Origin of the sequence: Chitinophaga sp. ARDCPP14, assembly GCF_051362515.1 — a bacterium.
Classification (GTDB): Bacteria; Bacteroidota; Bacteroidia; order Chitinophagales; family Chitinophagaceae; genus Chitinophaga.
Genome location: NZ_JBKIXB010000003.1, coordinates 435,249 through 457,608 on the forward strand (window position 1 = coordinate 435,249; position 22,360 = coordinate 457,608).

The 22,360-nt window shown below is 47.5% G+C and carries 24 protein-coding genes; 10 read left to right on the plus strand and 14 right to left on the minus strand.

From position 1 onward, the window contains the following. Positions 1–47 precede the first annotated feature (47 nt). The 10 genes from vgrG to ACLHR0_RS10905 are packed head-to-tail and all read right to left on the minus strand — an operon-like array spanning position 48 to position 9,031. A complete protein-coding gene (vgrG, locus tag ACLHR0_RS10860) occupies positions 48–1,823 on the minus strand; it encodes a type VI secretion system tip protein VgrG (protein WP_429048339.1) in 1,776 nt (591 codons plus the stop codon). Beyond that, positions 1,820–2,515 (minus strand): CIS tube protein, encoded by a 696-nt coding sequence (locus ACLHR0_RS10865; protein ID WP_429048340.1) that lies wholly within the window; start codon positions 2,513–2,515, stop codon positions 1,820–1,822. The genes vgrG and ACLHR0_RS10865 overlap by 4 nt, the downstream gene beginning before the upstream one ends. Next, the gene (locus ACLHR0_RS10870; protein ID WP_429048341.1) at positions 2,512–2,691 is read right to left on the minus strand and encodes a DUF5908 family protein; all 180 of its coding nucleotides are present in this window, start codon (positions 2,689–2,691) and stop codon (positions 2,512–2,514) included. Before ACLHR0_RS10870 ends, ACLHR0_RS10865 begins: the two co-directional genes overlap by 4 nt. 3 nt (positions 2,692–2,694) lie before the next feature. Next, complete coding sequence (locus ACLHR0_RS10875) at positions 2,695–3,195, minus strand: phage tail protein (RefSeq protein ID WP_370910744.1); 501 nt, start codon at positions 3,193–3,195, stop codon at positions 2,695–2,697. A gap of 1 nt (position 3,196) precedes the next feature. Beyond that, positions 3,197–3,664, minus strand: coding sequence for a phage tail protein (locus ACLHR0_RS10880; protein ID WP_370910743.1), 468 nt, complete (start codon positions 3,662–3,664; stop codon positions 3,197–3,199). 57 nt (positions 3,665–3,721) lie between these two features. Beyond that, positions 3,722–4,636 (minus strand): hypothetical protein, encoded by a 915-nt coding sequence (locus ACLHR0_RS10885; RefSeq protein ID WP_429048343.1) that lies wholly within the window; start codon positions 4,634–4,636, stop codon positions 3,722–3,724. Positions 4,637–4,686: 50 nt separating this feature from the next. Beyond that, positions 4,687–5,628, minus strand: coding sequence for a hypothetical protein (locus ACLHR0_RS10890; RefSeq protein ID WP_429048345.1), 942 nt, complete (start codon positions 5,626–5,628; stop codon positions 4,687–4,689). 36 nt (positions 5,629–5,664) lie between these two features. Beyond that, positions 5,665–7,086, minus strand: a complete 1,422-nt coding sequence (locus ACLHR0_RS10895; protein ID WP_370910740.1) for a phage tail sheath family protein — start codon at positions 7,084–7,086, stop codon at positions 5,665–5,667. Positions 7,087–7,141: 55 nt separating this feature from the next. After that, the gene (locus ACLHR0_RS10900; protein WP_436486481.1) at positions 7,142–8,473 is read right to left on the minus strand and encodes a hypothetical protein; all 1,332 of its coding nucleotides are present in this window, start codon (positions 8,471–8,473) and stop codon (positions 7,142–7,144) included. 6 nt (positions 8,474–8,479) lie between these two features. Further along, a complete protein-coding gene (locus tag ACLHR0_RS10905; RefSeq protein WP_200817336.1) occupies positions 8,480–9,031 on the minus strand; it encodes a DUF4255 domain-containing protein in 552 nt (183 codons plus the stop codon). A 566-nt stretch (positions 9,032–9,597) separates the two neighbouring features. On the opposite strand from ACLHR0_RS10905, the gene ACLHR0_RS10910 reads away from it, so the two are divergent. Further along, a complete protein-coding gene (locus ACLHR0_RS10910; RefSeq protein WP_436486483.1) occupies positions 9,598–10,179 on the plus strand; it encodes a Crp/Fnr family transcriptional regulator in 582 nt (193 codons plus the stop codon). A 151-nt stretch (positions 10,180–10,330) separates the two neighbouring features. Then, the gene (locus ACLHR0_RS10915) at positions 10,331–11,275 is read left to right on the plus strand and encodes an NAD(P)-dependent alcohol dehydrogenase (protein WP_436486485.1); all 945 of its coding nucleotides are present in this window, start codon (positions 10,331–10,333) and stop codon (positions 11,273–11,275) included. 25 nt (positions 11,276–11,300) lie between these two features. Here ACLHR0_RS10915 and ACLHR0_RS10920 read toward each other — a convergent pair whose 3' ends face one another. Further along, a complete protein-coding gene (locus ACLHR0_RS10920) occupies positions 11,301–12,200 on the minus strand; it encodes a helix-turn-helix domain-containing protein (RefSeq protein ID WP_436486487.1) in 900 nt (299 codons plus the stop codon). A 260-nt stretch (positions 12,201–12,460) separates the two neighbouring features. Here ACLHR0_RS10920 and ACLHR0_RS10925 point away from each other — a divergent pair, with 260 nt between their 5' ends. Further along, positions 12,461–13,183 (plus strand): SDR family oxidoreductase, encoded by a 723-nt coding sequence (locus ACLHR0_RS10925; protein ID WP_436486489.1) that lies wholly within the window; start codon positions 12,461–12,463, stop codon positions 13,181–13,183. A 74-nt stretch (positions 13,184–13,257) separates the two neighbouring features. On the opposite strand, the gene ACLHR0_RS10930 is transcribed toward ACLHR0_RS10925, so the two are convergent. Beyond that, a complete protein-coding gene (locus ACLHR0_RS10930) occupies positions 13,258–13,857 on the minus strand; it encodes an FMN-dependent NADH-azoreductase (protein WP_436486491.1) in 600 nt (199 codons plus the stop codon). A 208-nt stretch (positions 13,858–14,065) separates the two neighbouring features. Here ACLHR0_RS10930 and ACLHR0_RS10935 point away from each other — a divergent pair, with 208 nt between their 5' ends. From ACLHR0_RS10935 to ACLHR0_RS10955, 5 genes are all read left to right on the plus strand, one after another. Next, positions 14,066–14,737, plus strand: coding sequence for a hypothetical protein (locus ACLHR0_RS10935; protein WP_429048353.1), 672 nt, complete (start codon positions 14,066–14,068; stop codon positions 14,735–14,737). 156 nt (positions 14,738–14,893) lie between these two features. Further along, positions 14,894–15,211 (plus strand): ArsR/SmtB family transcription factor, encoded by a 318-nt coding sequence (locus tag ACLHR0_RS10940; protein ID WP_429048355.1) that lies wholly within the window; start codon positions 14,894–14,896, stop codon positions 15,209–15,211. A 30-nt stretch (positions 15,212–15,241) separates the two neighbouring features. After that, on the plus strand, positions 15,242–15,709 hold the full coding sequence (locus tag ACLHR0_RS10945; RefSeq protein ID WP_429048357.1) for an SRPBCC family protein: 468 nt from the start codon (positions 15,242–15,244) through the stop codon (positions 15,707–15,709). A gap of 30 nt (positions 15,710–15,739) precedes the next feature. Continuing rightward, on the plus strand, positions 15,740–16,261 hold the full coding sequence (locus tag ACLHR0_RS10950) for an SRPBCC family protein (protein ID WP_370910727.1): 522 nt from the start codon (positions 15,740–15,742) through the stop codon (positions 16,259–16,261). A gap of 35 nt (positions 16,262–16,296) precedes the next feature. Continuing rightward, a complete protein-coding gene (locus ACLHR0_RS10955; RefSeq protein WP_436486492.1) occupies positions 16,297–17,232 on the plus strand; it encodes a hypothetical protein in 936 nt (311 codons plus the stop codon). 6 nt (positions 17,233–17,238) lie between these two features. On the opposite strand, the gene ACLHR0_RS10960 is transcribed toward ACLHR0_RS10955, so the two are convergent. Next, positions 17,239–18,513: a hypothetical protein gene (locus ACLHR0_RS10960; protein WP_436486494.1), complete on the minus strand. Its 1,275-nt coding sequence runs from the start codon at positions 18,511–18,513 to the stop codon at positions 17,239–17,241. Positions 18,514–18,600: 87 nt separating this feature from the next. Between ACLHR0_RS10960 and ACLHR0_RS10965 the strand changes: the two genes are divergently transcribed. Together ACLHR0_RS10965 and ACLHR0_RS10970 are read left to right on the plus strand one after the other, a co-directional pair. Further along, positions 18,601–19,026: an acyl-CoA thioesterase gene (locus ACLHR0_RS10965; RefSeq protein WP_370910724.1), complete on the plus strand. Its 426-nt coding sequence runs from the start codon at positions 18,601–18,603 to the stop codon at positions 19,024–19,026. A gap of 117 nt (positions 19,027–19,143) precedes the next feature. After that, positions 19,144–21,429 (plus strand): glycosyl hydrolase family 95 catalytic domain-containing protein, encoded by a 2,286-nt coding sequence (locus ACLHR0_RS10970; protein WP_436486496.1) that lies wholly within the window; start codon positions 19,144–19,146, stop codon positions 21,427–21,429. Positions 21,430–21,471: 42 nt separating this feature from the next. Here the strand turns inward: ACLHR0_RS10970 and ACLHR0_RS10975 are convergent, their stop codons facing one another. Further along, on the minus strand, positions 21,472–22,242 hold the full coding sequence (locus ACLHR0_RS10975) for a hypothetical protein (RefSeq protein ID WP_436486498.1): 771 nt from the start codon (positions 22,240–22,242) through the stop codon (positions 21,472–21,474). Positions 22,243–22,360 lie beyond the last annotated feature (118 nt).

The window sequence follows — 22,360 nt, forward strand, 5'->3', positions numbered from 1 at the left end:
AACAATTTAAGTGACCGGCAATCGTTGTTCATTTTGGGGTTTGCCGGTTAATTTATTTTTACTAAAGAACCTGTTATTTCTGTGATACCCTGGGAAGATAATTTTGCGATCGCTCCTTTCAATTCCACTGCGCCATCTGCTGCTGCGGAAATGCTGGCGCCTCCTATCGATAAGGCCGCGCCGGCCGACAGCACCAGGTTTACGCCTGCTTTCAACTCCACGTTCATGGGGCTTTCCAGTTTGATACCGGAAGTATCCATCGTGACCGTGTTGCTGTTCTGGTCTTTCAATTTGATGCTGGTACTCGCTTCATCGATCGTAATGCTGTTTCCTGCGGGGGTATCTATAGTGATTGTTTTCGTACTGTCGTTGAAGTGAATACGCATGCCGCTTCTTGTCACAAATCCTTTTTCATCATTGGCGTCCTGCGCGGTGATGGGTGCCGGTTTTGCACTGCTGTTAAGCATTCCCAGCACAATAGCGTCACGGGGATCATCGTTGATAAAGCCCACGATCACTTCATCGTCAATTTCCGGGCGGAAGAAAGCGCCGCGGTTATTCCCTGCATCGAGGCTGGCGACTCTTACCCAGATGCCGCGGGCGGCGTTGTCTATCACCGGTATCTTTACCAGGATGCGGTGTTCGCCGTCGGGATCATTCTGAAGCTGTACCACTTTCCCGATCTGGAGGCCGTGGATAGCGGGCAGCATTCCTGCTGCGGGAATATCTGAAATATCTTTATAAGCTTCCGCGAGCCAGTCGGGTTCCAGTCCGAACTGGATATGAGTGTCCCAGCTGCCGTGTGCTACTTCATGCCGCACACCGGTTACAAAAGCGTTGCCGTTATACCGGTTGCCGATGCCCTGGAGCGTAACCATATCGCCGGGGGCCACGCCGGAGAAGCCGAGGAACTTTGCCCTGCCGCGGATCTTTGCCAGCCTGCTTTTCAGCATGGCGGCATTGGTGAGCTGCTGCAGTTCTTCCGCTGCACGGCGGCCGCTGTGTGCCAGTTCATAGTGTTGCAACCCGATCACATCTGCCAGTGTGCTGCCGGAAACATTGCCCTGCTCTGTATAATCGGCCGAAGAGGTTTCTGCCTCGTATAACTGCTGGCCGGTGTAGTCCCAGGCGCTGGCGTGTACGGAGCTCCATTGATAGCGGGCATCCATTTCTGCTTCCAGTTCCATCAGGGAGGCGCCGTAGGTGAGCTGTAATACAGCCGATGCAGTGGTATCCGGTTTCTTTACCTTTACTTTTCCCTGGTCGGCGATCACCAGTTTGCCATTGGCTTCTGCGCGAAGCAGGAGGAAGTCCCAGTCGGTGCTGTGGTGCTGTACCAGTTCTTTGTGCTGAACAGTTGTTGCCTCCACGTCTGCGCTTAAACTGCTGTATCCCCTGATGAGCTGTTCTATCACCTCGCTGTCCTTTACTTTTTCATAGTACCGGCTATGCCTGCCGATGGCCATTTTCACGGTTTCATCGCGGCATTCCACCGTGAGCACGGGGTTGCCATCCTGGCGGAATTTGATGCCCTGATGTACGATGACGCCTTTGAATAATACTTTATTGGAGCCATCGCGGCCGATTTTGATGGTGAGTTTGGTACCGGGCAGCAGGTCGCCGGTGTTGCTGATAGCAAAGTCCTGGTCGGCGGCGGCGCCATCTCGTAACACGATCTTTGCCATCGGAATTTTATTCACCACCTGTGTAAGTGTGAGCGAAAGTACCTCGTACACGGGATTCAGCGGTGTAGTACCGTTCAACAGGATGTTGTAACTCGCTACATCATGTGCAGAAGTATTGGGTATTCCTGTTTCGTTCATGATACTTCGCTTTTATCGAATGGAGGGAAATAGATCTCTTTGCCAACCGGTACTCTTTTGAAAGAGGTGAGGTTATTTTGCCGGGCTACCTGTAACATGTACTTAGGTTCCTGGTAGATTTTAAAACTGAAAAGATCCAGCCGGTCGCCCTGTTTAAAAACGCGGTGGTGTGTAAGGTCAGGCGAAGCTTTGCTTTGCTCCCTTTCATTAGCTTCCCTTGCGCGGTAGTTGAGAAAGGTAGCGCTGACTTTTACCCGGAGCGGACTTCCGTCTGCATTAAACAACACGTAGTTCAGGTCGAGGTTGGACATAACGCAGGGAAATGCGATCTGTTTGCCCCAGAACACTTTCAGGAAACGCGGCCGGTGTGTTTCCCCATCCATGTAGTACACGGTATCCAGCAGCAGCTTTACCTGCGCCTGTACATCCATACCGGGATAACCGTATCCTTCTATGGTGTTGGTACCGTCGAGTACAAAGTCGAGCTTCAGTTCTTCCGGGATGGTAGAAATAAAACGCGCTTCCGTTTTCTGGCTGCCTGGCTCACGGCGGATGTCATAGTCTACCTTCAGCGACCGGGTATAAGTTTCCGCATTTACCGGAACGGTAAATTTGTGGTTGTTATCCAGTTGCTGCTGCAACCTGTCGGAATACGTGAGGATGTAGATCTTTTCCACTTTTGCGTCTGTCATCGTTCATTTTTTTCTTTCAGTGCCTGTAATACTTTTTCCACGCACAACGCGATCATGGCTTCTGTTGCATGGCTGCCATCGCCCGCTGCGGTAGTATTGCTGCCTGCCGATCCGCCGGAGGCGTTATCCGGCGCTACTTCAGCCTTGATGATCAGTTCACGGATTTCTATGGGCATGACTCAGCTGTTTTTAAATTCAAACCGGTTATAGTTCAGTTCCAGTGTTTCTATCAGCACTTCGCTGCGTTCTGCATGTAACTCTCCCAGCTTCCAGCTGCGGGGCCATACCCAGGCGAGGTTCCAGTACATGAGGATGTTGTGTTCCTCATCCAGCAGCGCCACCTTTACCAGTTGCAAAGGCTTGATCTGCTGGTCTTCCAGCGCCCTGCGGCACCAGGCCGACAAGGAAGAATCATCCGGCCGGAGCAGTCCCCTTTTCAGTATCAGCGGCGAATAGGTGCGCCGTACGGGGATGTTGTGCTCAAACCTGTTCTCCCCGCCTTCCTTTACCTGTTCGGTACCGATGCTGGCTTCCAGGCCGGTGACGCTCTGAAAGCGGATATCGAGATCCGAACCGGAATCTTTGCCACCGCTGTTTTTGGGTAATCCAAAAAAGGTGACAGAGAAATGGAAGCCTACCGTTTGCCAGAAGTTATCGGGCTTTATCACTGCTTGTGCCATGTTAGTCTACGTTCATGATCTCCAGCCCTTCGTGCACCAGCTCCATTGTTTCAATGGCTACTTCGTTGGCGTCGGCTTTCAGATCAGTGGAAGTTATTTTAGAAGGCCATGCGTTCAGTACTTTCCAGGTGATCACCGGCTCATGGCTTTCATTGAGCAGTTTGATGGTTACATCGCGGCGGTATTTGCTACCGGCTTTGTTGCCTTCCTGGAAATAGTAGGTTTCGCGCCAGGCTTTGTAGAAGTCGTAGTCGCCTTCAAATATGCCGCGTTTCAGGCTGATATTGGCATACTTGGTAAGCCCTGGCTGTTTGCTTTTATTGTATTTCTTGCTGTTACCTTCCCGGTATTCGATCACTTCTGTTTCAAAGTCGAGGCCGGAAACTTCAGTGAATCCAAGGCGTACGTCTTTTCCCCATTCTACCAGGAAATGAAATTTGGGTAACGGGTATGTTCCTTTTGCGGGCATATCTTTAAATTTAAAAAGATGATAAAAAATTGAACAGTGCTTATTGGTCAGGCGCCGTTATTTACAGGCTTTGGCTTCCTGGGCCTGTTTGATAGCTTTGGTAAGACTATCCGTACATGCCTGCAGGCGGTTTGCTTCCTGGCTTACTTTATCGTATTCCGGTTTAATGGCCGCCAGCCGGGTATCCGCATTGGTAAGATGCTTTTCAGTAAGCGTATAGTAATGATCATTTTTGAGCGGGAATACGGGGCATACCAGTTTGTCGGTGCAGCATATTTCCATGCTGTCATCTTCCCCGGCTTTGATACCACCGTTGCCTGAATTACCGTTGGCGGGAGGATTAAAGATGCAACCGATACCAGCGATGGCCGACTTGATCCCGTAGTCCTTTTCGCAGATAGTTTCATCCAGGATGGTAGCCGCTTTCAGGGCAATCACGATATTATTGAAAATATCATTGCCGATGGTGATCACGTCCTGGAGTTTTTTGCCATAGTCTACCCAGGCGTCGGTGATACCGCCTTTTTTCAATACCTGGTCGTTGGAGCAGTCGATGGCTTTGGAAATATTATTGTAGCAGGCTGCTACTTCATCCACTTTTGTATATAACTCTTTGGTCATACAGAAGAAGATTTCGATGGCGGTTACAGAGAAGCCGGTGCTTTTGCAGAGTTTCTCCAGGATGTCCAGCACTACTTTCACTTTGCTGGTGATGGCGTCTGCTTTCTCGGCACTTTTCTGTACGTTATCGAAGTAGAGCTTTACTTTATTGCGCCAGTCGAGTGCGCGGGCCAGCTCTTCTTTTTTCTTGGCGGCTTCGGCTGCTTTCTGCTGATACAGGCTGCCTTTTGCTTTCAGTTCTTTTTTCCAGTCATCCACACAGCCGCACTCCGTTTCGTTGCTGCCGGGGATGGTAGCGCAACAGGAGTCTTCACTTTCTATAAAGGGGTCATACACTTTATCGCAATTCATGGTGAATATTTTTTTGTGATCAGGAATATTTATTTTCTGCGGGATGGGAATCAGTCATCACAGTGTCCTCCATTGCCGTTGCTGTTGCAGTAATTCCCCTGTGCCTGTTCGCAGATGGATTTGATAGTGGGTAAATCGCCGCAGGGCAGTGTGCAAAGGAATTCGCGGATATCGTCGATTCCCTGTGTCTGGGTTCTGGCCGACCAGAGTGTTTCGCGGATCGTTACTTTCTGGATCTTTGCATCGCCCAGTTCGCCGTAGGTTTTCTTCTGATCTTCCTCTCCTGTTTTGATATTCTGCAGTACATCATCCCGGAAGGTTTTGATTGCATCTGCGAGATCTTTGTGCAGGGCGATCACGTTTTCCAGGCTGGTAAACGACTGTATGCCGGAAACGTCGCCGATGGCGCAGTGCAGCTTGTTGATGCTAACGGTTTCGCCGTCGCCGCAACCGCCTTCAGAGGCGTACATTTCCTGTGAACCGTCTACGATGTTATCGAAGCAGGTTTTGAAATCCTTGCTGCCGGCTTTCAGTTTACCCAGTGCCGCACGCTGTGCTTTGTTGCAGTTGTCTTCTGCTTTGTTGTTCAGCTTATGGGCTGCTTCACTCAGCAGGGCAAACTTTTGCTTGGCATCCTGGATATTTTTGGCAACAATGGCGAGAGCGGCGGCAATGGCTTTATTCACGTCATTTGCTTTGCTCAGTTTTTCTTTTATCAGGTCTGCATCTTTCTGGGCGGGTAATGTGGCGCACAGGTCGATGGAGCGGTAAAAGCGCCAGGTTTCTTCTGCTTTGATAAAGAAACACTGTTTGTATTTGTACACCGGCTTATTGCCTTTGTACTCGCCCTCCCGCATACGCAATACATTCAGCGAATCTGAGAAGGCGCTGCAGATCCCGCGTTTGTTGTTATCGATGTATTGCTGGGTTTTATTGGTGGAGTCACCGCAGCCATTGCTGGCCGTTGATGTCGTGGGGTTCATTGTGTTCATACAGTATTCAGTTTATTTGGTCTGAATGTAAAAGGATTAAGATTCCTGCAGCATTTTGTGGCTGAAGCGCAGGATGATGAATTCTGCAGGGCGTACCACTGCCATTCCTATCTCAACGATCATACGTCCTTCCCATACATCCAGCTCTGTCATGGTTTCACCAAGTCCAACCTTTACAAAATAGGCTTCCCTGGTGGTGGTGCCCATTAATGCGCCGGCCTTCCATTGCTGTGTGAGGTAGTTTTCTATCATAGATTTCACGCGTACCCAGGTGTTCAGGTCGTTTGGTTCAAACACAAACTGCTGGGTGGCATTTTTCACAGATTCTTCTACCATGTTAAAGAAGCGGCGGACGGAGATGTAGCGCCATTCGTTGTCGTTACCTGCCAGCGTGCGGGCGCCCCAGATGATCGCAGGACCACGGCCGGGGAAGAACCGGATCACGTTAACGGATTTACCGTCGCGTACATCCACGTTCAGGTCGTCCTGTTCGCGTTTCGTAACAATCACTTCAGGGCTTACGGCGTAATCAATGCCGATGTTGGCGGGGGCTTTCCATACGCCGCGGCTGTTGTCTGTTTCAGCGTATTTACCTACTACTGCAGCAGATGATGGCAGCAGCATTCTTATCTGTGTAATGGCATTTAATGCCTGGTAGTAATAAGCATTGTTGATGCCTTTCAATGCCGCGAGGGTACCGTTGAGAGAGCCATCGCCGCCGGTTTGCACCACCTGTACCGTAGCTTCGTCGTATGCGTAGGACAGCTGGGTATTCACGCGCGGAAAATAAACGGCGCCATATTTTTTGGTTTCTATCTCACCAAAACCGGCGTCCCTGAACAGGGTAACGTTATGATCGATGATGCTCTCAGCAGGGCCTATGGCGGGGTCCATCCATATATCAAAAACGGTGAAGCGGTCTTTCAGCAGGCTGCACTGATCCAATGCCGACTTATGCAGCGTGTAATAGGAAGCCGCATCTGTGAGGTTGATGGCATCGGGGAAGAGGATGAGCGTTACTTCATCAATCTTTTCCACGGCATTCAGTCCGTCGGTGAGCGTGGTAAGGGAAATCACGCCACCGGTGCTGTAATCGCCTGTGGAAACGATGTAGCAAGGGCCGCCGCCGTTGTTGAAAAACATCTGCAGCTGGTAAGCCATCAGGTATTTGGATGCTTTTAACGGATCTATCACTGCTTTGATCACTGCCTGTGGCTGAGAGCTGTCGATGTTCACCGTAATACTTTCTTCTTCCTGCTGCGGGCCACCGAAGATACGGTTGTAGTCGAGCATGGAAGTGATACGTGTAGGAACCATCACCAGATCGCCTGGCACTTTGTTCTGAGCAGATTCCGTATAGCCGATGAAAGCCGGAATAGCTGTTTCAACAGAGGCTATGGAGGGGGGGAATTTTACGATCTCCTCGATGTAGACGCCGGGAGTTTTATATTCTGCCATATGTTTGGGGTTTTAACTGTTTTTAATTGTTGTTTGAATAGATCATACGCTGAACTTAAGGCCCTTGCGGAAATATTTTTGAGAGCAGCACTACCACATCCGCGTACAGCCGCTGATCGGCATCACTGGTGATGGAAAGTCCCCTTGGATTGGGTAACAGTTGTTCGTAGTTAGTAATATTGTTTTCTGTAACGGGGAACAACCGGTTATTGAATGAAAACGGCCAGGGCTCCTTGGTGGTGCGTGCGCCGTTGTCGTCTGCTACGGAGAGCAGTGTGTTGGCATGGTTACTGAACACCAGCGTTTGCCCGTATTGGGGGGAATAGCGCCAATAGGAATTCCTGCTTTTAAAGCGCAATTCGTAAATCGTATGGGGAATTTTTGTACCGTTCTGTTGCAGTTTTGTTTTGAGGGTACCATCGGCGTCCAGCATGGCAAAGTCGCCACCGGTGGTATTTACGAGAAGATCCACCACCCCGATATTGCCTGCCCTGTACAGGTCATTTCTACTCACATATACCAGGTGCTGCGCGGCGAAGTTATTGCTGCCGGTTACTTTGAGATTATACCAGCCATCAGGGAGCAGGGTTTTATCCGGCAGCAGCCCGGAGAAATCGAGTTTCACCTGTGATAAAATACTGGTGGAAGTAAAGGATTGCTGCAAAGAAGGATTACCTGTAATGCTCTCCAGCACGGCGGTTCCGGCGGTCACGGGTGCGGCGGGCGGAAAGAAATACTGGAAGGAGAAAGGCAATAACAGCCGGTCGCCTTCATGTACAAATCCGCTGCCTTTAATTTTGCGCCATTGCGAAGGATCATTGACGGGTGTACCCGGTTTGTTGAGATACTCGGATATATCGGCGCCTACCCTGGCGAGTTCTCCCTGTTCATATTGCCGGGTATTATCATTTACCGGAACCGGAACAGAGAGCGATGGAAATGTTTTAGTGTTATCGGTGTTATCGTTGGAGAAATAGTATTGCGCCGGCAGCGCACGGCGCATCCGCATGCTGGTAAAGGCCAGTGCGCCTGCACTCCGGGGCACCAACGCAAACCGGAAGGCCGTATCCGGGGGGATTGGCACAAAGGGCGTGTATGCGAGTGTGGTTCCCTGCATCACCTTCTTCACTTCTATGGCTCCTTTGAAACCTGTAGCAGTAGGCAGTAACCGGAGGTGATAGTTTTTCATCAGTACGGCGGTAGCCGGCAGGGGCTGAATGTCCCAGTCGCGCAGTAACCGGTACTGGTCCTGCCGCAGCTTTTCCATCAGGAAATCTGCACGTTGCTGATCGGTGGCCTGCTCAAAAAAGGAAATTCCTTTACTGTTTTGCAGATAGTATTCGTGCAGCAACTGCACTTCAAACAATATCTTGTAAATAACAGACATAAAACTTTAAGAAGTAGGGTGTTGTGTGTCTTCTATTTCCTCTATCAGCGGTACTACTCTGAGTACAGCATTTTCCGTGATAGCAACGAGTCTTACCTTATACATCACAAAGGGGACCTGGCGTCCGCCGAGCGATGCCCAGAGATGGTTAATCTGTTCGAATGTTAGTGTGTACAATTCCAGGGTGAGGTCCAGCGAGCCATCAGCATTCTTGAAAGTCTTCTGTGCCTGGAAAAAACTGATTACTGCCGACAACCGGTGCAGTGCTTCTTCGTAGTAGTCGTGCGTGGCGTCTCCAAAAAGCACGGCGGTGAACAGCACGTACAGGTTGAGGTACACCGGCGGGTGCTGGTACCGGGCGCGGTTATCCGGCCATGTGGTATACGCCTTGCTGTTTTTAAGGGTACTCTCCTCTTCTACATTTACAAGGGAGATAATAACGTTACCATTGAAGTTATTGGCATGCGTTGTTTCCAGCAAACCAATGTTTTCAACGATCACACTATTGGCAGGGAATCCTCTGAGCGCAAAGAATGCCTGCAAATGATCACGTATCAATGTAAGCGCGTTACTTATCACGAATGACGAGGGGATTTGGGGTTCAGTAAATTTGGGGTTTCAATTACCTGTCTCTTCTATGTCTTTCAAAACGTTCTTGTTAACTAAGTTAAAGAACATTTTTTAATTGGGAAATAAATATTTTTTTAAGATGTAATTTTCACGCAACTGTATTTTGCGGCAACACACCACAGAACACAATACCAGCAAGCATCTTCAATCATCTCCCTAAATTATTCTTTTTTAAAATATCCCCCTGCGGGAAATACGCTTCCAGGTTGCCGGTAAACTACATTTACCATTCATATTAAACAAGCCACCACAAAGCATTACAGGAAAATTATTCCGGCACTTCAACTTCAGTTAAGTTATGATTCCTATCTACCATACCCTACGTATAAATACGTAATTTTCACATAACACAAATTCCGGCCTCAAAAAAAGGCAGGTGCTTATACATATTCCTGTTTCATTTACCTTTATTTCTGATTACAACCGGTAATAAGTTCCCGGAAAGATACTTGCGGTAGCTTCGGATACAAAGTGTTTTATAAATCTTAATTAAAATGAATACCGATATACTTTATACACATATCTGCTCCTATGTCAAAATATCCAGGGAGGAGTATGAACACTTTCTCCAGCTGTTTAAACCGGTTCATTTAAAAAAGGGTGAGCTCCATTATGTTGCAGGTAAAGTTCCTAAGTATTGGTCATTTATTTTAAAAGGCTGCCTGCGTGAATACCTGGTTGATACCTGGGGCAATGAGCAGATCTTTCAATTTTATGAGGAAAACACCTGGGTGGGCCAGGTGGAAAGCATGATTACGCGGAAGCCGACGGAAATGAGCCTGCAGGCGCTGGAGGATTGCGAGTTATTGTGTATAACAGGCGAAGATATGTGTGAGGCGGTAAAAACGCCCTGGATCCAGCACTACACCATTCAGAAAAGTTTTGCTGATAATGCAGCTTTAATATCGGAAAATTTCAACCGGATCAAATCCACATCACCTGAAGTGTTGTATTTAGAAATACTTAAAGAAAGACCCTCCCTATTACTGCGTGTCCCCCAGCATTACATTGCTAATTTTCTTAGCATGCGGAAAGAAACGCTGAGCAGGGTTAGAAAAAGAGTGTCCCGCTTATGATTTGTTGATTCAAGTCAACAAGATCCGATTTCCCTTCCGGTAATTTTACAGCGAAAAACAATCACAATGATAATCTCGATGTTTCTACGCTTTTAGCACGGCATCAGGACAACTGTGATTTGTGCATTCTTTTAAGAACAATATTAAATCTATGAAAAAGATAATTTACGATCAATACGGTAGTGTTGATGTTTTACATTCCGTGGAAGTAAATAAGCCGGTACCCGGTAAGGAACAAATACTGGTTAAAGTAAAGGCTGTTGGTATTAATCCGCTCGACTGGAAGATCATTATGGGTGAAGTTAAAGTGGTGACCGGGAAAAAGTTCCCGAAGTCTGTGGGCTGCGACTTCTCCGGAACAATTGAAAGTACGGGTCAGGACATTCAAAAATTTAAGATAGGAGACGATGTGTTTGGCGTAGTAAATCCTTTTAAAGAAGGTGTTCTCGGAGAATACATCCTGGTGACTGAAAACGAAATCGCCCCGAAGCCTGCTGACCTGTCATTTGAGCAGGCTGCCGCGATACCAACAGCCGGCCAGTCGGCTTTACAGATGCTCATTAAAAACGTAAGCAATCTTAGTGGAAAAGAAGTACTGATAAATGGAGCATCTGCCGGAGTGGGCATGTTTGCCATACAGTTTGCTAAAAGCCAGGGCGCCATTGTAACCGCTGTTTCGAGCGCCAAAGGACATTCGCTGTTAAAAAAATGGGGCAGTGATTATGTGATTGACTACAACAAAGAAAAGGTGACAGATTTAAAGCAAAAGTTTGATGTTATCATTGAACTCTCCGCAAAACTATCTTTCGGGAAAGCTAAAAAACTGATGAAGGCCAATTCAACTTATATCAGTGTAACGCCGTCGCTCTGGAATTTTGTACACTCATTTTCAAACAACCTGTTATCCCGAAAAAAATATAAGATCCTTTTAATGAAATCAGGCACCCAAAGTTTGAGCCGGCTGGCACACGAGGTAATAAAAGGGATGGATGTTTACATTAGTAAAACTTATCCAATGGCAGATTATAAGGAAGCTTATAAAACGGTCATCAAAGAGGGCGCTTTGGGTAAAGTTGTTTTCCATGTTGCGTCCTAAGCGGAAGCGCATTGCACCTACCTTGTCACTTCAACGAACTGCGGTATTCATTGGGGGAATGCCCGACATGCTGTTTAAAGAAACGGGTGAAATGTGAAGGATACTTGAAGCCAAGCATATAAGCCACCTCGCTTACAGATTTGCTTACATCAAGTATCCGTTCTTTCGCAGCCTCAATCAGCTTGAGCTGTATGTACTCCAGTGCTGATTTACCGGTTTCTTTTTTCACCAGGTCACCGAAATATTTTGGCGACAGGTTGAGCTGGTCAGCACAGTACGAAACGGACGGCAGTCCCAGGGTTTGCAGCTTTTCCGATTGGAAGTAATCGTTCAGCAATCCTTCAAATCCGGTCAATACGTCTTTATGAATATGTTCTCTTGTAAGAAACTGCCGGTCATAAAACCGGACGCAATAGTTCAGGAACATTTCGATGTTACTCACGATCAACGTCCTGCTGTGTTTATCAATAGGGTGCGCTAATTCATACCGGATCTTGTTAAAACACTCCAACACAATTTCCCGTTCTGCATCCGACACGTGCAGCGCTTCATTGACGTTGTAGGAGAAAAAACTGTATTCGTTAATACATTTACCGAGGTGGGTGCCGCGGATTAAATCGGGATGAAAGATTAATGCCCACCCTGATGGCTGTATCATGTTTTCGCTGTCATTAAATCCGAATACCTGGCCCGGGGCGATAAAAAGAAGTGTTCCTTCTTCATAATCATAATGATTGCGACCGTATTTTAATTCTCCGCACTTTTCGTCTTTTAAAAAGATCAGGTATACATCGGTAATATAACGTGTTTCTTTTACAGGCGTGGACAACGACTGGTCAAGCACACTTACCAAAGGATGCAGGGTCTTTTGTCCCCGGTCGTTATTGACCTGCGCCACACTTTCAATTCTAAGAGGTTTGCCCATGGCTTCGGTTTTTAATTAAAAATAAATGAAGTATCCTGAAAATTCGTGCTGAAGCATGCCTGAACAGATATAGTGGTAAGAGAAACAGGAATCTGTATAACATGCTGATGCAAAAGTATGAAGAACTTTGCACCGTTCCATGAACTATTGAATCATTCGATGCAGTTCTGCAAAAAATCAGGAAAAATGAATATAAAAAAAGTTCAAAGATGCAACAGTAGAAAACTCACTATCTGATCATTGACTAAAACAAAGCACCAATGAAATTATCAAACAATAAAATTCTGATCACCGGCGGAGCTACCGGCATCGGCCGGGGGTTGACGGAAAGATTTATCCGGGAAAATAACCAGGTTATTATTTGTGGTAGAAGGAAAGAAGCGTTGAAAGAAGTGTCCGACAAATTCCCGGCAGTCATCACAAAGGTGTGCGACCTATCTGAAGAATCCGGGCGTACAGAACTTTATCACTGGATTGCCGAACAGCATCCTGACCTGAACGTATTGGTAAACAATGCAGGTATTCAAAACTGGATGGATATTTCAGACAAGGACTTTTATGATAAAGCAAAGAATGAAATTCAAATAAATGTGCTGGCGCCGTTACATCTGGTTGCTCTCTTTGCCGGGCTCCAATCGTTGGATACCGTTATCAATGTAACTTCCGGGCTGGCATTTGTACCACTCACCAAAGTGCCTGTTTACTGCGCTACCAAAGCTTTCTTCCACTCGTTTACTATTTCACTGAGGCATTTGCTGAAAGCACGCAATATAGAGATCATTGAACTGATCCCTCCTGCGCTCAACACTGACCTGGGTGGTAAAGGGTTGCACAGCGAGCATCCTTCTGTAGCTGATTTTATTAAGGCAATATTTCAACAACTGGAAGAAGGCAAAAATGAACTGACGTTTGGATATAGTGAAATGCTGTCGAAAGCAACACCGGTTGAGATACAGGGGATGTTCAAAAGAATGAACCCGTAAGCTGAGTTAGCATATTGGAAATAAAACGGCCGGCAGATGAGATCACTTCCGGCCGCTTTTTTGTTTTATTGTTTTCAGACAACCACACTCTCCTGTCCTTTTTGTAAGGCAGTTTCGCGCAGCGTCGGCGAACTCACGCCTTCCACACGGAAGGTGGTGACATCATGCACTCCAATAAATCCAAAGATCCATTTGAGATACGGTTCTGCAAAATCCATCGCCTTCATCGGCCCTTCTGAGTACACTCCACCGGATGCGATGGCCAGGTATACCTTTTTATTTTTTAACAGTCCTTCAGGTTGCCCGTTACCATAACTGAATGTTTTGCCTGCGCGCACAACGTGATCAATCCAGGCTTTCAGCGCAGAAGGGATGTGAAAATTATAGATAGGCACTCCTATCACGATGATATCTGCTGCTTCCAACTCTGCAATGGCTTCATTAGAATGCTGTATGGCCGTTTTATATGCTTCGCTTTCGTTTTCCGGAGGAGCGAAAAATGCAGTGAGGTGCGACTCTTCCAGGTGCGGATACTTTTTCTGTACAAGATCCCGTTGGGTTACCATGCTGCCGGGATACTGCGCTTTTAATTTTTCAATGATGGTGTTGGTCAGTTGGGTGCTGTTGGAAGCACTACCCCGTGCGCTCGAAATTATTTCCAGTATCTTTTTCATGTCGTTATTTTTTGCTGATATTGATATTGCAAAACTATCCATCTTTACATTCGCTTTACCCGGAGTATGCTAAAGGTTACCACTAACCTTTGGGTTACTGGTAAAGCGGGGGCTTACCCATTTACCACGAATTAAAAAATACCTGGTTCCGGGTATATAAACATAAACAGGTGTAGGGTAATTTTGCGGTGGAACCATCTTCTTAATTATGAAACGTACACTTATTTTCAGCTTTCTGATTTCCATTGTTTTGTTTTCCTGCAGTAAAGACGATAAAGCAAAAGGCCCCAGCAATGAAGAAATCCTGACAAAGAAAATTGCGGACATCATTCCGCAGAAATATCTTGACACTTTAAAACTGATGGGACTGGATATTCACCAGGGCGTGAACCCTCCCAATGTAGAAGGCAGCTACAAGATTGCACCGCATAAACTGGATACCAGTAATATTGCGGGCGACCGTCCCGGAACATATTTCAGAGATGGGCTGGTATCTCTTTCAGAACAAAGTACAACAGATTACAGCATTAAGCTGATCGGTAAAAATTTCATCAGCTACGCCGACACCAGTATTGCCACTGCTGTTTCCGGCTCCGGTAACAACTTTACAGTATATGGCAAAGTGAAAGCCACCATTGGTACTTACTCCGCTGTATTCGCCCTTATTTTCACGGGCACCAAAGAAGGCCAGGACCTGAAAAACGTGCGGGTAGCGATTATCAATGTAGATAACAGTCTTGGCGGAACCGGTATTTTTATTCCCGAAGGCTCCGGCCGTATCGGTTATGATGAAGATGGCACTTCGCCGAAAGTGGCGGAGAAAGCGCTTCCTGAAAGTGGCGGACGCAGTACATTCCTGCATACACTAGGGCATTTCTGACAACAATAAAATAAACACAACTAAAAAATGGAAGGTGGCTGGTAAAGCCACCTTTTTTTGTGCCCCTACCCCTCTCCCAAAAAAAAATATTTGCTAAACCAAATGGTTATATATACTTTTACTAAACCAAATGGTTTAGTATTTTAATTATAAGGAATGAAAGCGAGAAGAGACGTGTTCCAGGCGATCGCAGACCCTACAAGGCGCGCCATCATAGGCCTGCTGGCACAGCAAACGCTCACCCTCAACACGGTGGCAGACAACTTTAACATGAGCCAGCCGGCCATATCAAAGCACATGCGCATCCTCACGGAATGCGGACTGGTGATCATTGTAAAACAGGGAAGAGAAAGGCATTGCACGGCGAGCTTTGAAGCATTGGAAGAAGTAGCACAGTGGGCGGAACAATACCGCCGTTTCTGGACAAGCCGGCTCGACACGCTGGAGCAACTATTAAACGAACCAGGATCCTAGCTGTTTATTCATCATAAAAAACGATACACGATGGCAAGCAATGAAACGCCCTGGGTAGAAGCCCAGATGCTGATACGCAAACCGGTATCAACGGTATTTAATGCCTTTATTGACCCTGATGTTACGAAGCACTTCTGGTTTACAAAAGGCAGCGACAAATTAGCGGTGGGGAAAACGGTGACCTGGGAATGGGAGATGTACCAGGTATCTTCCAAAGTAAACGTAAAAGAGATCATACCCAACAAAAAGATAACGGTAACCTGGAATGAGCCGGCAACCACGATCGACTTCAACTTTCAGGCGGTAGATGATCATTCGACTTACGTTGTGATTAAGAATTATGGCTTTGATAAAACCGGCGATGAGCTGCTGCGTGAAATCAATGGCAGCACCGGTGGCTTCACCACCGTGCTCGATGGCCTGAAAGCCTACCTCGAACACAATATTAACCTGAACCTCATAGCAGACAAATTTCCAAAAGGTGTGGCAGCACACTAAAATAACTATCAACCTTTTAAACTAAAGGACATGGAAAAAACAGGACAGATCCTCTCTCCCGGCACCATTCGCTTTGAGCGCAATTTGCCCGGTCCCATTGAAAAAGTATGGGCCTATCTCACCGAATCCGAAAAACGCGGCAAATGGCTTGCCAGCGGCGAAATGGAGTTATTTGAAGGAGGCAAAGTTCATTTGCATTTCCTCCACCAGGAACTTAGTCCGCTTCCGGATAATATTCCTGAAAAATACCGCGACATGAAAGATGGTCATCATTTCACAGGCACGGTATTAAAGGTAGAATCGCCACGCCTGCTGGCGTTTACATGGGAAGGCGGATCGGAAGTGACGATGGAGTTAGCGGAGAAAGATGACCGCGTATTATTAACCCTTACACACCGCAAACTGGCCGACGACGTTAAAACCCGCAGCAGCGTAGGCGGTGGATGGCATACACACCTGGATATTTTAATCGCCAACCTCGAAGGCGTAACACCTCCCCCATTCTGGAGCACACATACCAGGCTGGCCGCATTATATGCAGATATGGCGTAAATTTGATGGTAATCCATCAATACCTGTCAGCATATATGGAGGACTTTATCTCAAAAAAAACAGACCGGAAAACGGGCATACCCAACTTAGTACAATTGCTGCGCGGACAAATCAGCAGCTCAGAGCTGTCGTCCCTGCTGCTGGAAGTGTATCAGCAGAAGTCGGAAGACATACAGCCGGCGGCGTTGCTGCAACAATACCGGCAAAACATCTACGTGCAACCGGCCGACACCGACATGATTGATATGCTGGAAAAGGAATTGCAGCTCCTTCGCTTTTTAAGGCAACAGCAATATGAACCTGTAGAGTTGTCGCCGGTAGCGCAGTTTGGCAGTTGCGCGGCAGTGGGCACCGTTAGCCAGAAAAAGATCATCACCGCACTCCGGCACACGGAAGTGCTCGCAGATGCTACCAATTCACTTGCCCTTCATATTGCAGATCTGAAGCAGCGTGGCATAGCCACGGCTCCCGGTGAACGGCTGCGTTTTTGTACCGTTCACCGGCATATAAGGGCCATGCAGCTTCCTCCCGGCAAAGGCTATACGCCGCACTTCAAAATTGCCTGTATGGTAGCCGCAGGAAAGGATACCGGAAATTTTGATTTTGAACTAACCACCTGTGCAGAGCAGATGAAACATATTTATTACCTGCTGCATACCCTGTTCAACATAACTGATATCTACTTTAAAATACAACCCCGGTCCGGTTACAAAAACGGCCGCGCACTGACGGATGCTTTAATGAACTATCTTTCTTCCCATCTCCCGTACAAAATTATTTCAGACGATGCCCCCGCGGAAAATAATTATTATAAAGGCATACAATTTAAAGCGGTAGTACAACTGGATGATAACGAAATAGAAATTGCAGATGGCGGCTTTGTCGACTGGACACAACAACTGCTTGGAAACAATAAAGAGCGGTGCTTCATTTCAGGCATCGGGCTAAGCCTGCTGATGAAGCTCTCCTGATTGCATTTACTCCAGCACCAGCCGGATTTCGTTATTCCTCTTCATATCGGTACTAAGGTTCAGCGTTTTTGATTCCTTTCCAAACCGTATACGCAGCTCCGCGGTATTAGGCGGAATAGATCCAAGGTTGTCGGCGGTAAACAATAATATATTCTCTCCCGGCTGCAGCCGGATAGCAATTTGCTGTATGGCTTTCTTCACCGGGAAGCCGGTAACCACCCACTGGCCGTTTAACCGCAGCGAAATGCTGTCGCCGTCCTCCATCCGGGTATCTTTCAGTTCCAAAATAATATCAGCCGTGCGAACCGGTATAGTAGCTACCGGCACCGCTGTTCTTTTGATCACATTACTGGTAATGGTATCCACATTATTATCAGCAGAAGAACGGTAGATGTTTGCCACCAGGAAAGTTGCCCAGGCATTGGAGCGGTCGCTGAAATCAAATCCGTAGGGTCTACCGTTAATGGTAGTACGAATACGGCCGGTGTTGGGCGGAAGCCCGCCATAGTTATCTGCAAAAAGAACAAAGTAGTTCCGGCCGGTGTCCAGCCGCGCTTTCAGGTGACGGTTATGATCATTGATCTGTTCCCTGGCGAAAATAACGTTTCCATTGTGAAGCAGCGTTATGGTATCTTGATCATACTTTTCCTGGTCTTCTATTTCGAGGGGAATTTCGCTGTCTTTCGCCACAATGCTGTCGTAGATGCCGAAATAGATCTGGCTGGTTTCCGGGTGCATGATCCGTTGCAGACTGGAATCAGGCAATGGCTTATTCCCGGCTTTAGTCAGTTTAAAATCGCCGCGGTAGAGGAAGTCGCGCAGCGCCACTTTGGATTGTTCATAAATCTCATCGCCTTCATCTAATCCCCGCATCCAGAAACTGGCTTTGTTGATCCACATGCGGCTCAGCGAAATACTGTTGTCCTTGTAATCCAAAGTGCCATTGAGATACCACATCCAGATGCCGAGCTTATACGGCGTTTCCTTTAATGGATATTTATTGCGGCCTATTCCCAACTGTCCGTCGTTTTTCTTTGCCAGCAGCAGTTCATAAATACCGGTAAACTCCCCGTATTGTAAAGTGATTACCGCCGGATACAGCACGCCTTGCTGTGCCTCGCCAATATGCAGCTGCATGGTGATGGGTGTTCGCAGTCCCCAGGGATGAAGGGCCGCTTTCCAGATGCCGGTCCACTTATCGGTTTGCGCATTGGCAGCATGGATGATGGTAGTTAACAGCGCAATGGTGATAAAGCATTTCAATTTCAATATGGTCATCATTATTTAGGATTCACAATTTAATACTATTTTGGGCGGGCAACAGCGCGTTGAATGCACAGTTGTAAAATAACTAAATTTAAACAGATAATGGAATACACAAAGGAATACGTCGCAAAAGAAGAGCATATAGATGTTCAGAATATTATGGATGGGTTATATTATCCTTTCTATATGGAGTATTGCCGGCACGACTACATCAGGGAAATACTGGGCTTTGATTTTGAGGAACAGGCCAGGAATGGTGTTTATATGGTTTTATCTGGTTACAAGATCCAGTTTTTAAGATCCCTGAAAAAAGGAGATCAGTTCACGGTTACCTGTACTTTATTTGCCGATCCGTCGGGCGGGCCGCGACTGCATTTCAAACAATCCATCCTCCTGAATGGGAAGGTGATGACGAAAGCGGTTTTTACAGGCACCTGTATTCCGGCTTCCGGAGGCCGTCCGTATTTACCGCCATCGGTGATGGAGAAGATAGCCGGCGCCCCGGTGATCGACAGCTCGGAAGTGTAAACTTATCATCTGCAGCTATAACTAGCAAAGCGGCTTTCGGGAAGAAGGTCACTTTGCTTTTTTAGTTTAAAGTATTAAATTGTTTGTGCTATAGCATTCTATTATTAAACAGAACAGATGAACAAACTCTTTGCGGCACTGTCGCTTTCCCTGCTGGCATTGACCAGCGCGGGCCAATCTTCCCAACACGATCTGCAATTTAATCAGCTGGCTACCCGCTGGGATGAAGCCATCCCCTTGGGCAATGGTTGGCTGGGCGCGCTTGTCTGGCAAAAAGACGATCACCTGAGAATATCGCTGGACAGGGCCGACCTCTGGGATATGCGGCCCATGAAAGGGTTTCATCGCAAAGAGTTCAGCTACCAGTGGGTGATAGACCAGGTCAATAAAAAAGACTACAAACCCGTACAGGAATACCTGGATGCACCCTACGACCGGGAAGCCGCGCCTTCAAAAATACCCGGCGGCGCACTGGAATTTGATACGCGGAACTGGGGCGCCGTGCAATCTGTTCATCTTACACTGTCTACAGCGCTATGCGAAGTAACCTGGGCTGGTGGCGTGCGCATGAAAACTTTTGTAGACGCTGTAAAGCCGGTGGGATGGTTTCGTTTTGAAAATGTAAGCGCTGATTTCGTGCCACAGCTGCTGGCGCCGCAATACCAGGGTGCAGTGAAAAATGCAGGTGATCCGGTGGGCGGCGATGACCTGTCCCGGCTCGGCTACAAACAAGGCAGCATCCGGCAAACCGGCAACAGCATTACCTATCAGCAGGAAGGCTGGGGTGGATTTACCTATGAAATCAATGTGCGCTGGAAAAAAATAAACGCTACTACGATAGAAGGCGTATGGAGTATTTCCTCGCAATATCCCGGCAAAGCGGTTAATGAACCGGCTTCAAAAGTAACGGCCAAAGCCGCCGGCAACAACTTCAACGGGGAACTGGCAGCGCATACCGGCTGGTGGCAACACTTCTGGCAGCAATCTGCTATTCATGTGCCGGACACCTTACTCGAAAAACAATGGTACCTCGAACAATATAAGTTTGGCTCCGCCGCAAGAAAAAATGCGCCGCCCATTTCCCTGCAGGCCGTATGGACTGCCGACAACGGCCGCATTGCTCCCTGGAAAGGCGACTACCACCACGATCTCAACACCCAACTCAGTTACTGGCCTTCTTACAGCGCCAACCACCTCGACGAAGCAATGGGATATATTAATCACCTTGAAGCCAACAAAGCGAATTATAAACGCTACACAAAAATGTACTTCAATGCAGATGGTTTAGCCGTGCCAGGCGTTACCACGCTGGATGGTACTGAAATGGGCGGATGGATCCAGTACTCGCTGTCCCCCACCGTGTCGTCGTGGCTGGCCCAGCACTATTACCTGCAATGGCGTTACAGCATGGATAAGCAATTCCTGAAAACGAAAGCGTATCCCTGGATAAAAAGTACGGCCGCCTTCCTGGAAAATATTACAATCAAAGACAGCAACGGACATCGCTCACTGAAAATTAGCTCAAGCCCCGAAATAAATGATAATAGCCTGGATGCCTGGTTCCTGCAAAATACCAACTACGACCTCGCCCTGATGAAATTCACTTTCAGCAAAGCCGCGGAACTGGCTACGGTGCTGGGATTGAGCAACGAGGCCGCGCACTGGAACAAAATACTTTCCCAATTTGGGGACTTCGCCCTCTCTCCCGGCAAAGAACTGATGTTTGCCCCCAGCATGGCGTATAACCAGTCGCACCGCCACTTCTCCCACATGATGGCCATTCACCCGCTGGGGCTGATCAAATGGGAAGATGGCGCGAACGCACAGGCGATCATCAACAACACCATTCACCTGGCGGACAGTATCGGGCCGGATTACTGGTGCGGCTACTCCTATGCCTGGATGGGCAATCTTAAAGCACGCGCAAAAAATGGCGCAGGAGCAGCAAAAGACCTCCAGACCTTTGCCCAGGCCTTCTGTTCTGTGAACAGCTTCCACCTGAACGGCGACCAGACAAAATCGGGGCTGTCGAAATTCCAGTACCGGCCGTTTACGCTGGAAGGTAATTTTGCCTTTGCCGCAGGATTACAGGAGATGCTGCTGCAAAGCTATGCAGGCTTTATAGAGATCATGCCCGCCATACCAGCCGCATGGACGAACGTATCATTTGAGCAATTGCGCGCAGAAGGGGCTTTCCTGGTAAGTGCCAGAAAAGATGGCGGCCAGGTGGACGAAGTAAAGATTGTAGCGGAAAAAGGCGGAAAAACCCGCTTAAAGTTGCCGTTTAAAACTTTCTTTGCTGCCAGCAATAAAGGATTTGTAATAAATAATCCGGGAGATGGATTCCTTTCCCTGACGGCAACTCCCGGAGCGGTGTTGGTGCTGAAGAATGGATATGAATAAGATACTTACAGGGCGATAACTAACGGTGTTAGTTGTCGCCCGTCATTGAAAAAGAATATTATTCCTGCGGCTCTTGTTAGCCGGATGTGTTATTTCCCATTTCTCGGAAAAATATTTACCGCACTCTTTGAGGTACTTGTAATACAGGTAATCTGTTTCAAAACTCAGCAGCAGTTCATAGCTGGGTCTGTATTCCACCATAAAAACCTCCAGTGCCGGTGATTCCAGCCCGGTAATCTTCTTTACCAGTGTTTTATTAAAGCGGTGATCGATGTACTTCTCCCGTTCTTCCCGTTCCAGGAAACGCCGGAAGTTCTCCATGCGCTTAATCTTCTTCATGCTGAAAAGCGCATCCAGGTTAATGCCGGCGCCCATTCCATTGCCGCCACTGGTAAGATAATCCGGTGAGTAATCGAACACTTTGCGGTATTCATTGCGGAACTCCGCCGAATCCTGCCCGTAACTGCGCGGCCGTGCGGCAGATACTTCCACTTCCCGTAATGAATGAATACTTACATGCAGGCTCATATCGAAAGTGCGGTTAACAGGGATCTCTTTCACAGCAAACTTCATGGTTGCTTTCCCCTGGTAGGAAAAGCTGATGGAATCATTGGCCGCCAATATAATACTATAATGACCAGCGGAATCAGTCACCGTGCCGGCTCCCGAGTTGCTCATCACACTTACGCCCGCCATACCGAAACGGGCCGTACGATCGTATACAGTGCCACGGACCCGCACCTGCCCGGCAGACACCAGGTGAAGCGAGACCAATACTATCAATATAAATATCCTTTGTAAAAATTTACTCATTTCCATCTCAATCTAAGACAGGATAGAAACATAAGCAAGGGTGGCCTCAATTATTAACAATTTTCTATGTTTTGATTATGCCGGTGTCAAACCCCTTTGCTATTACCAATCCTATCGT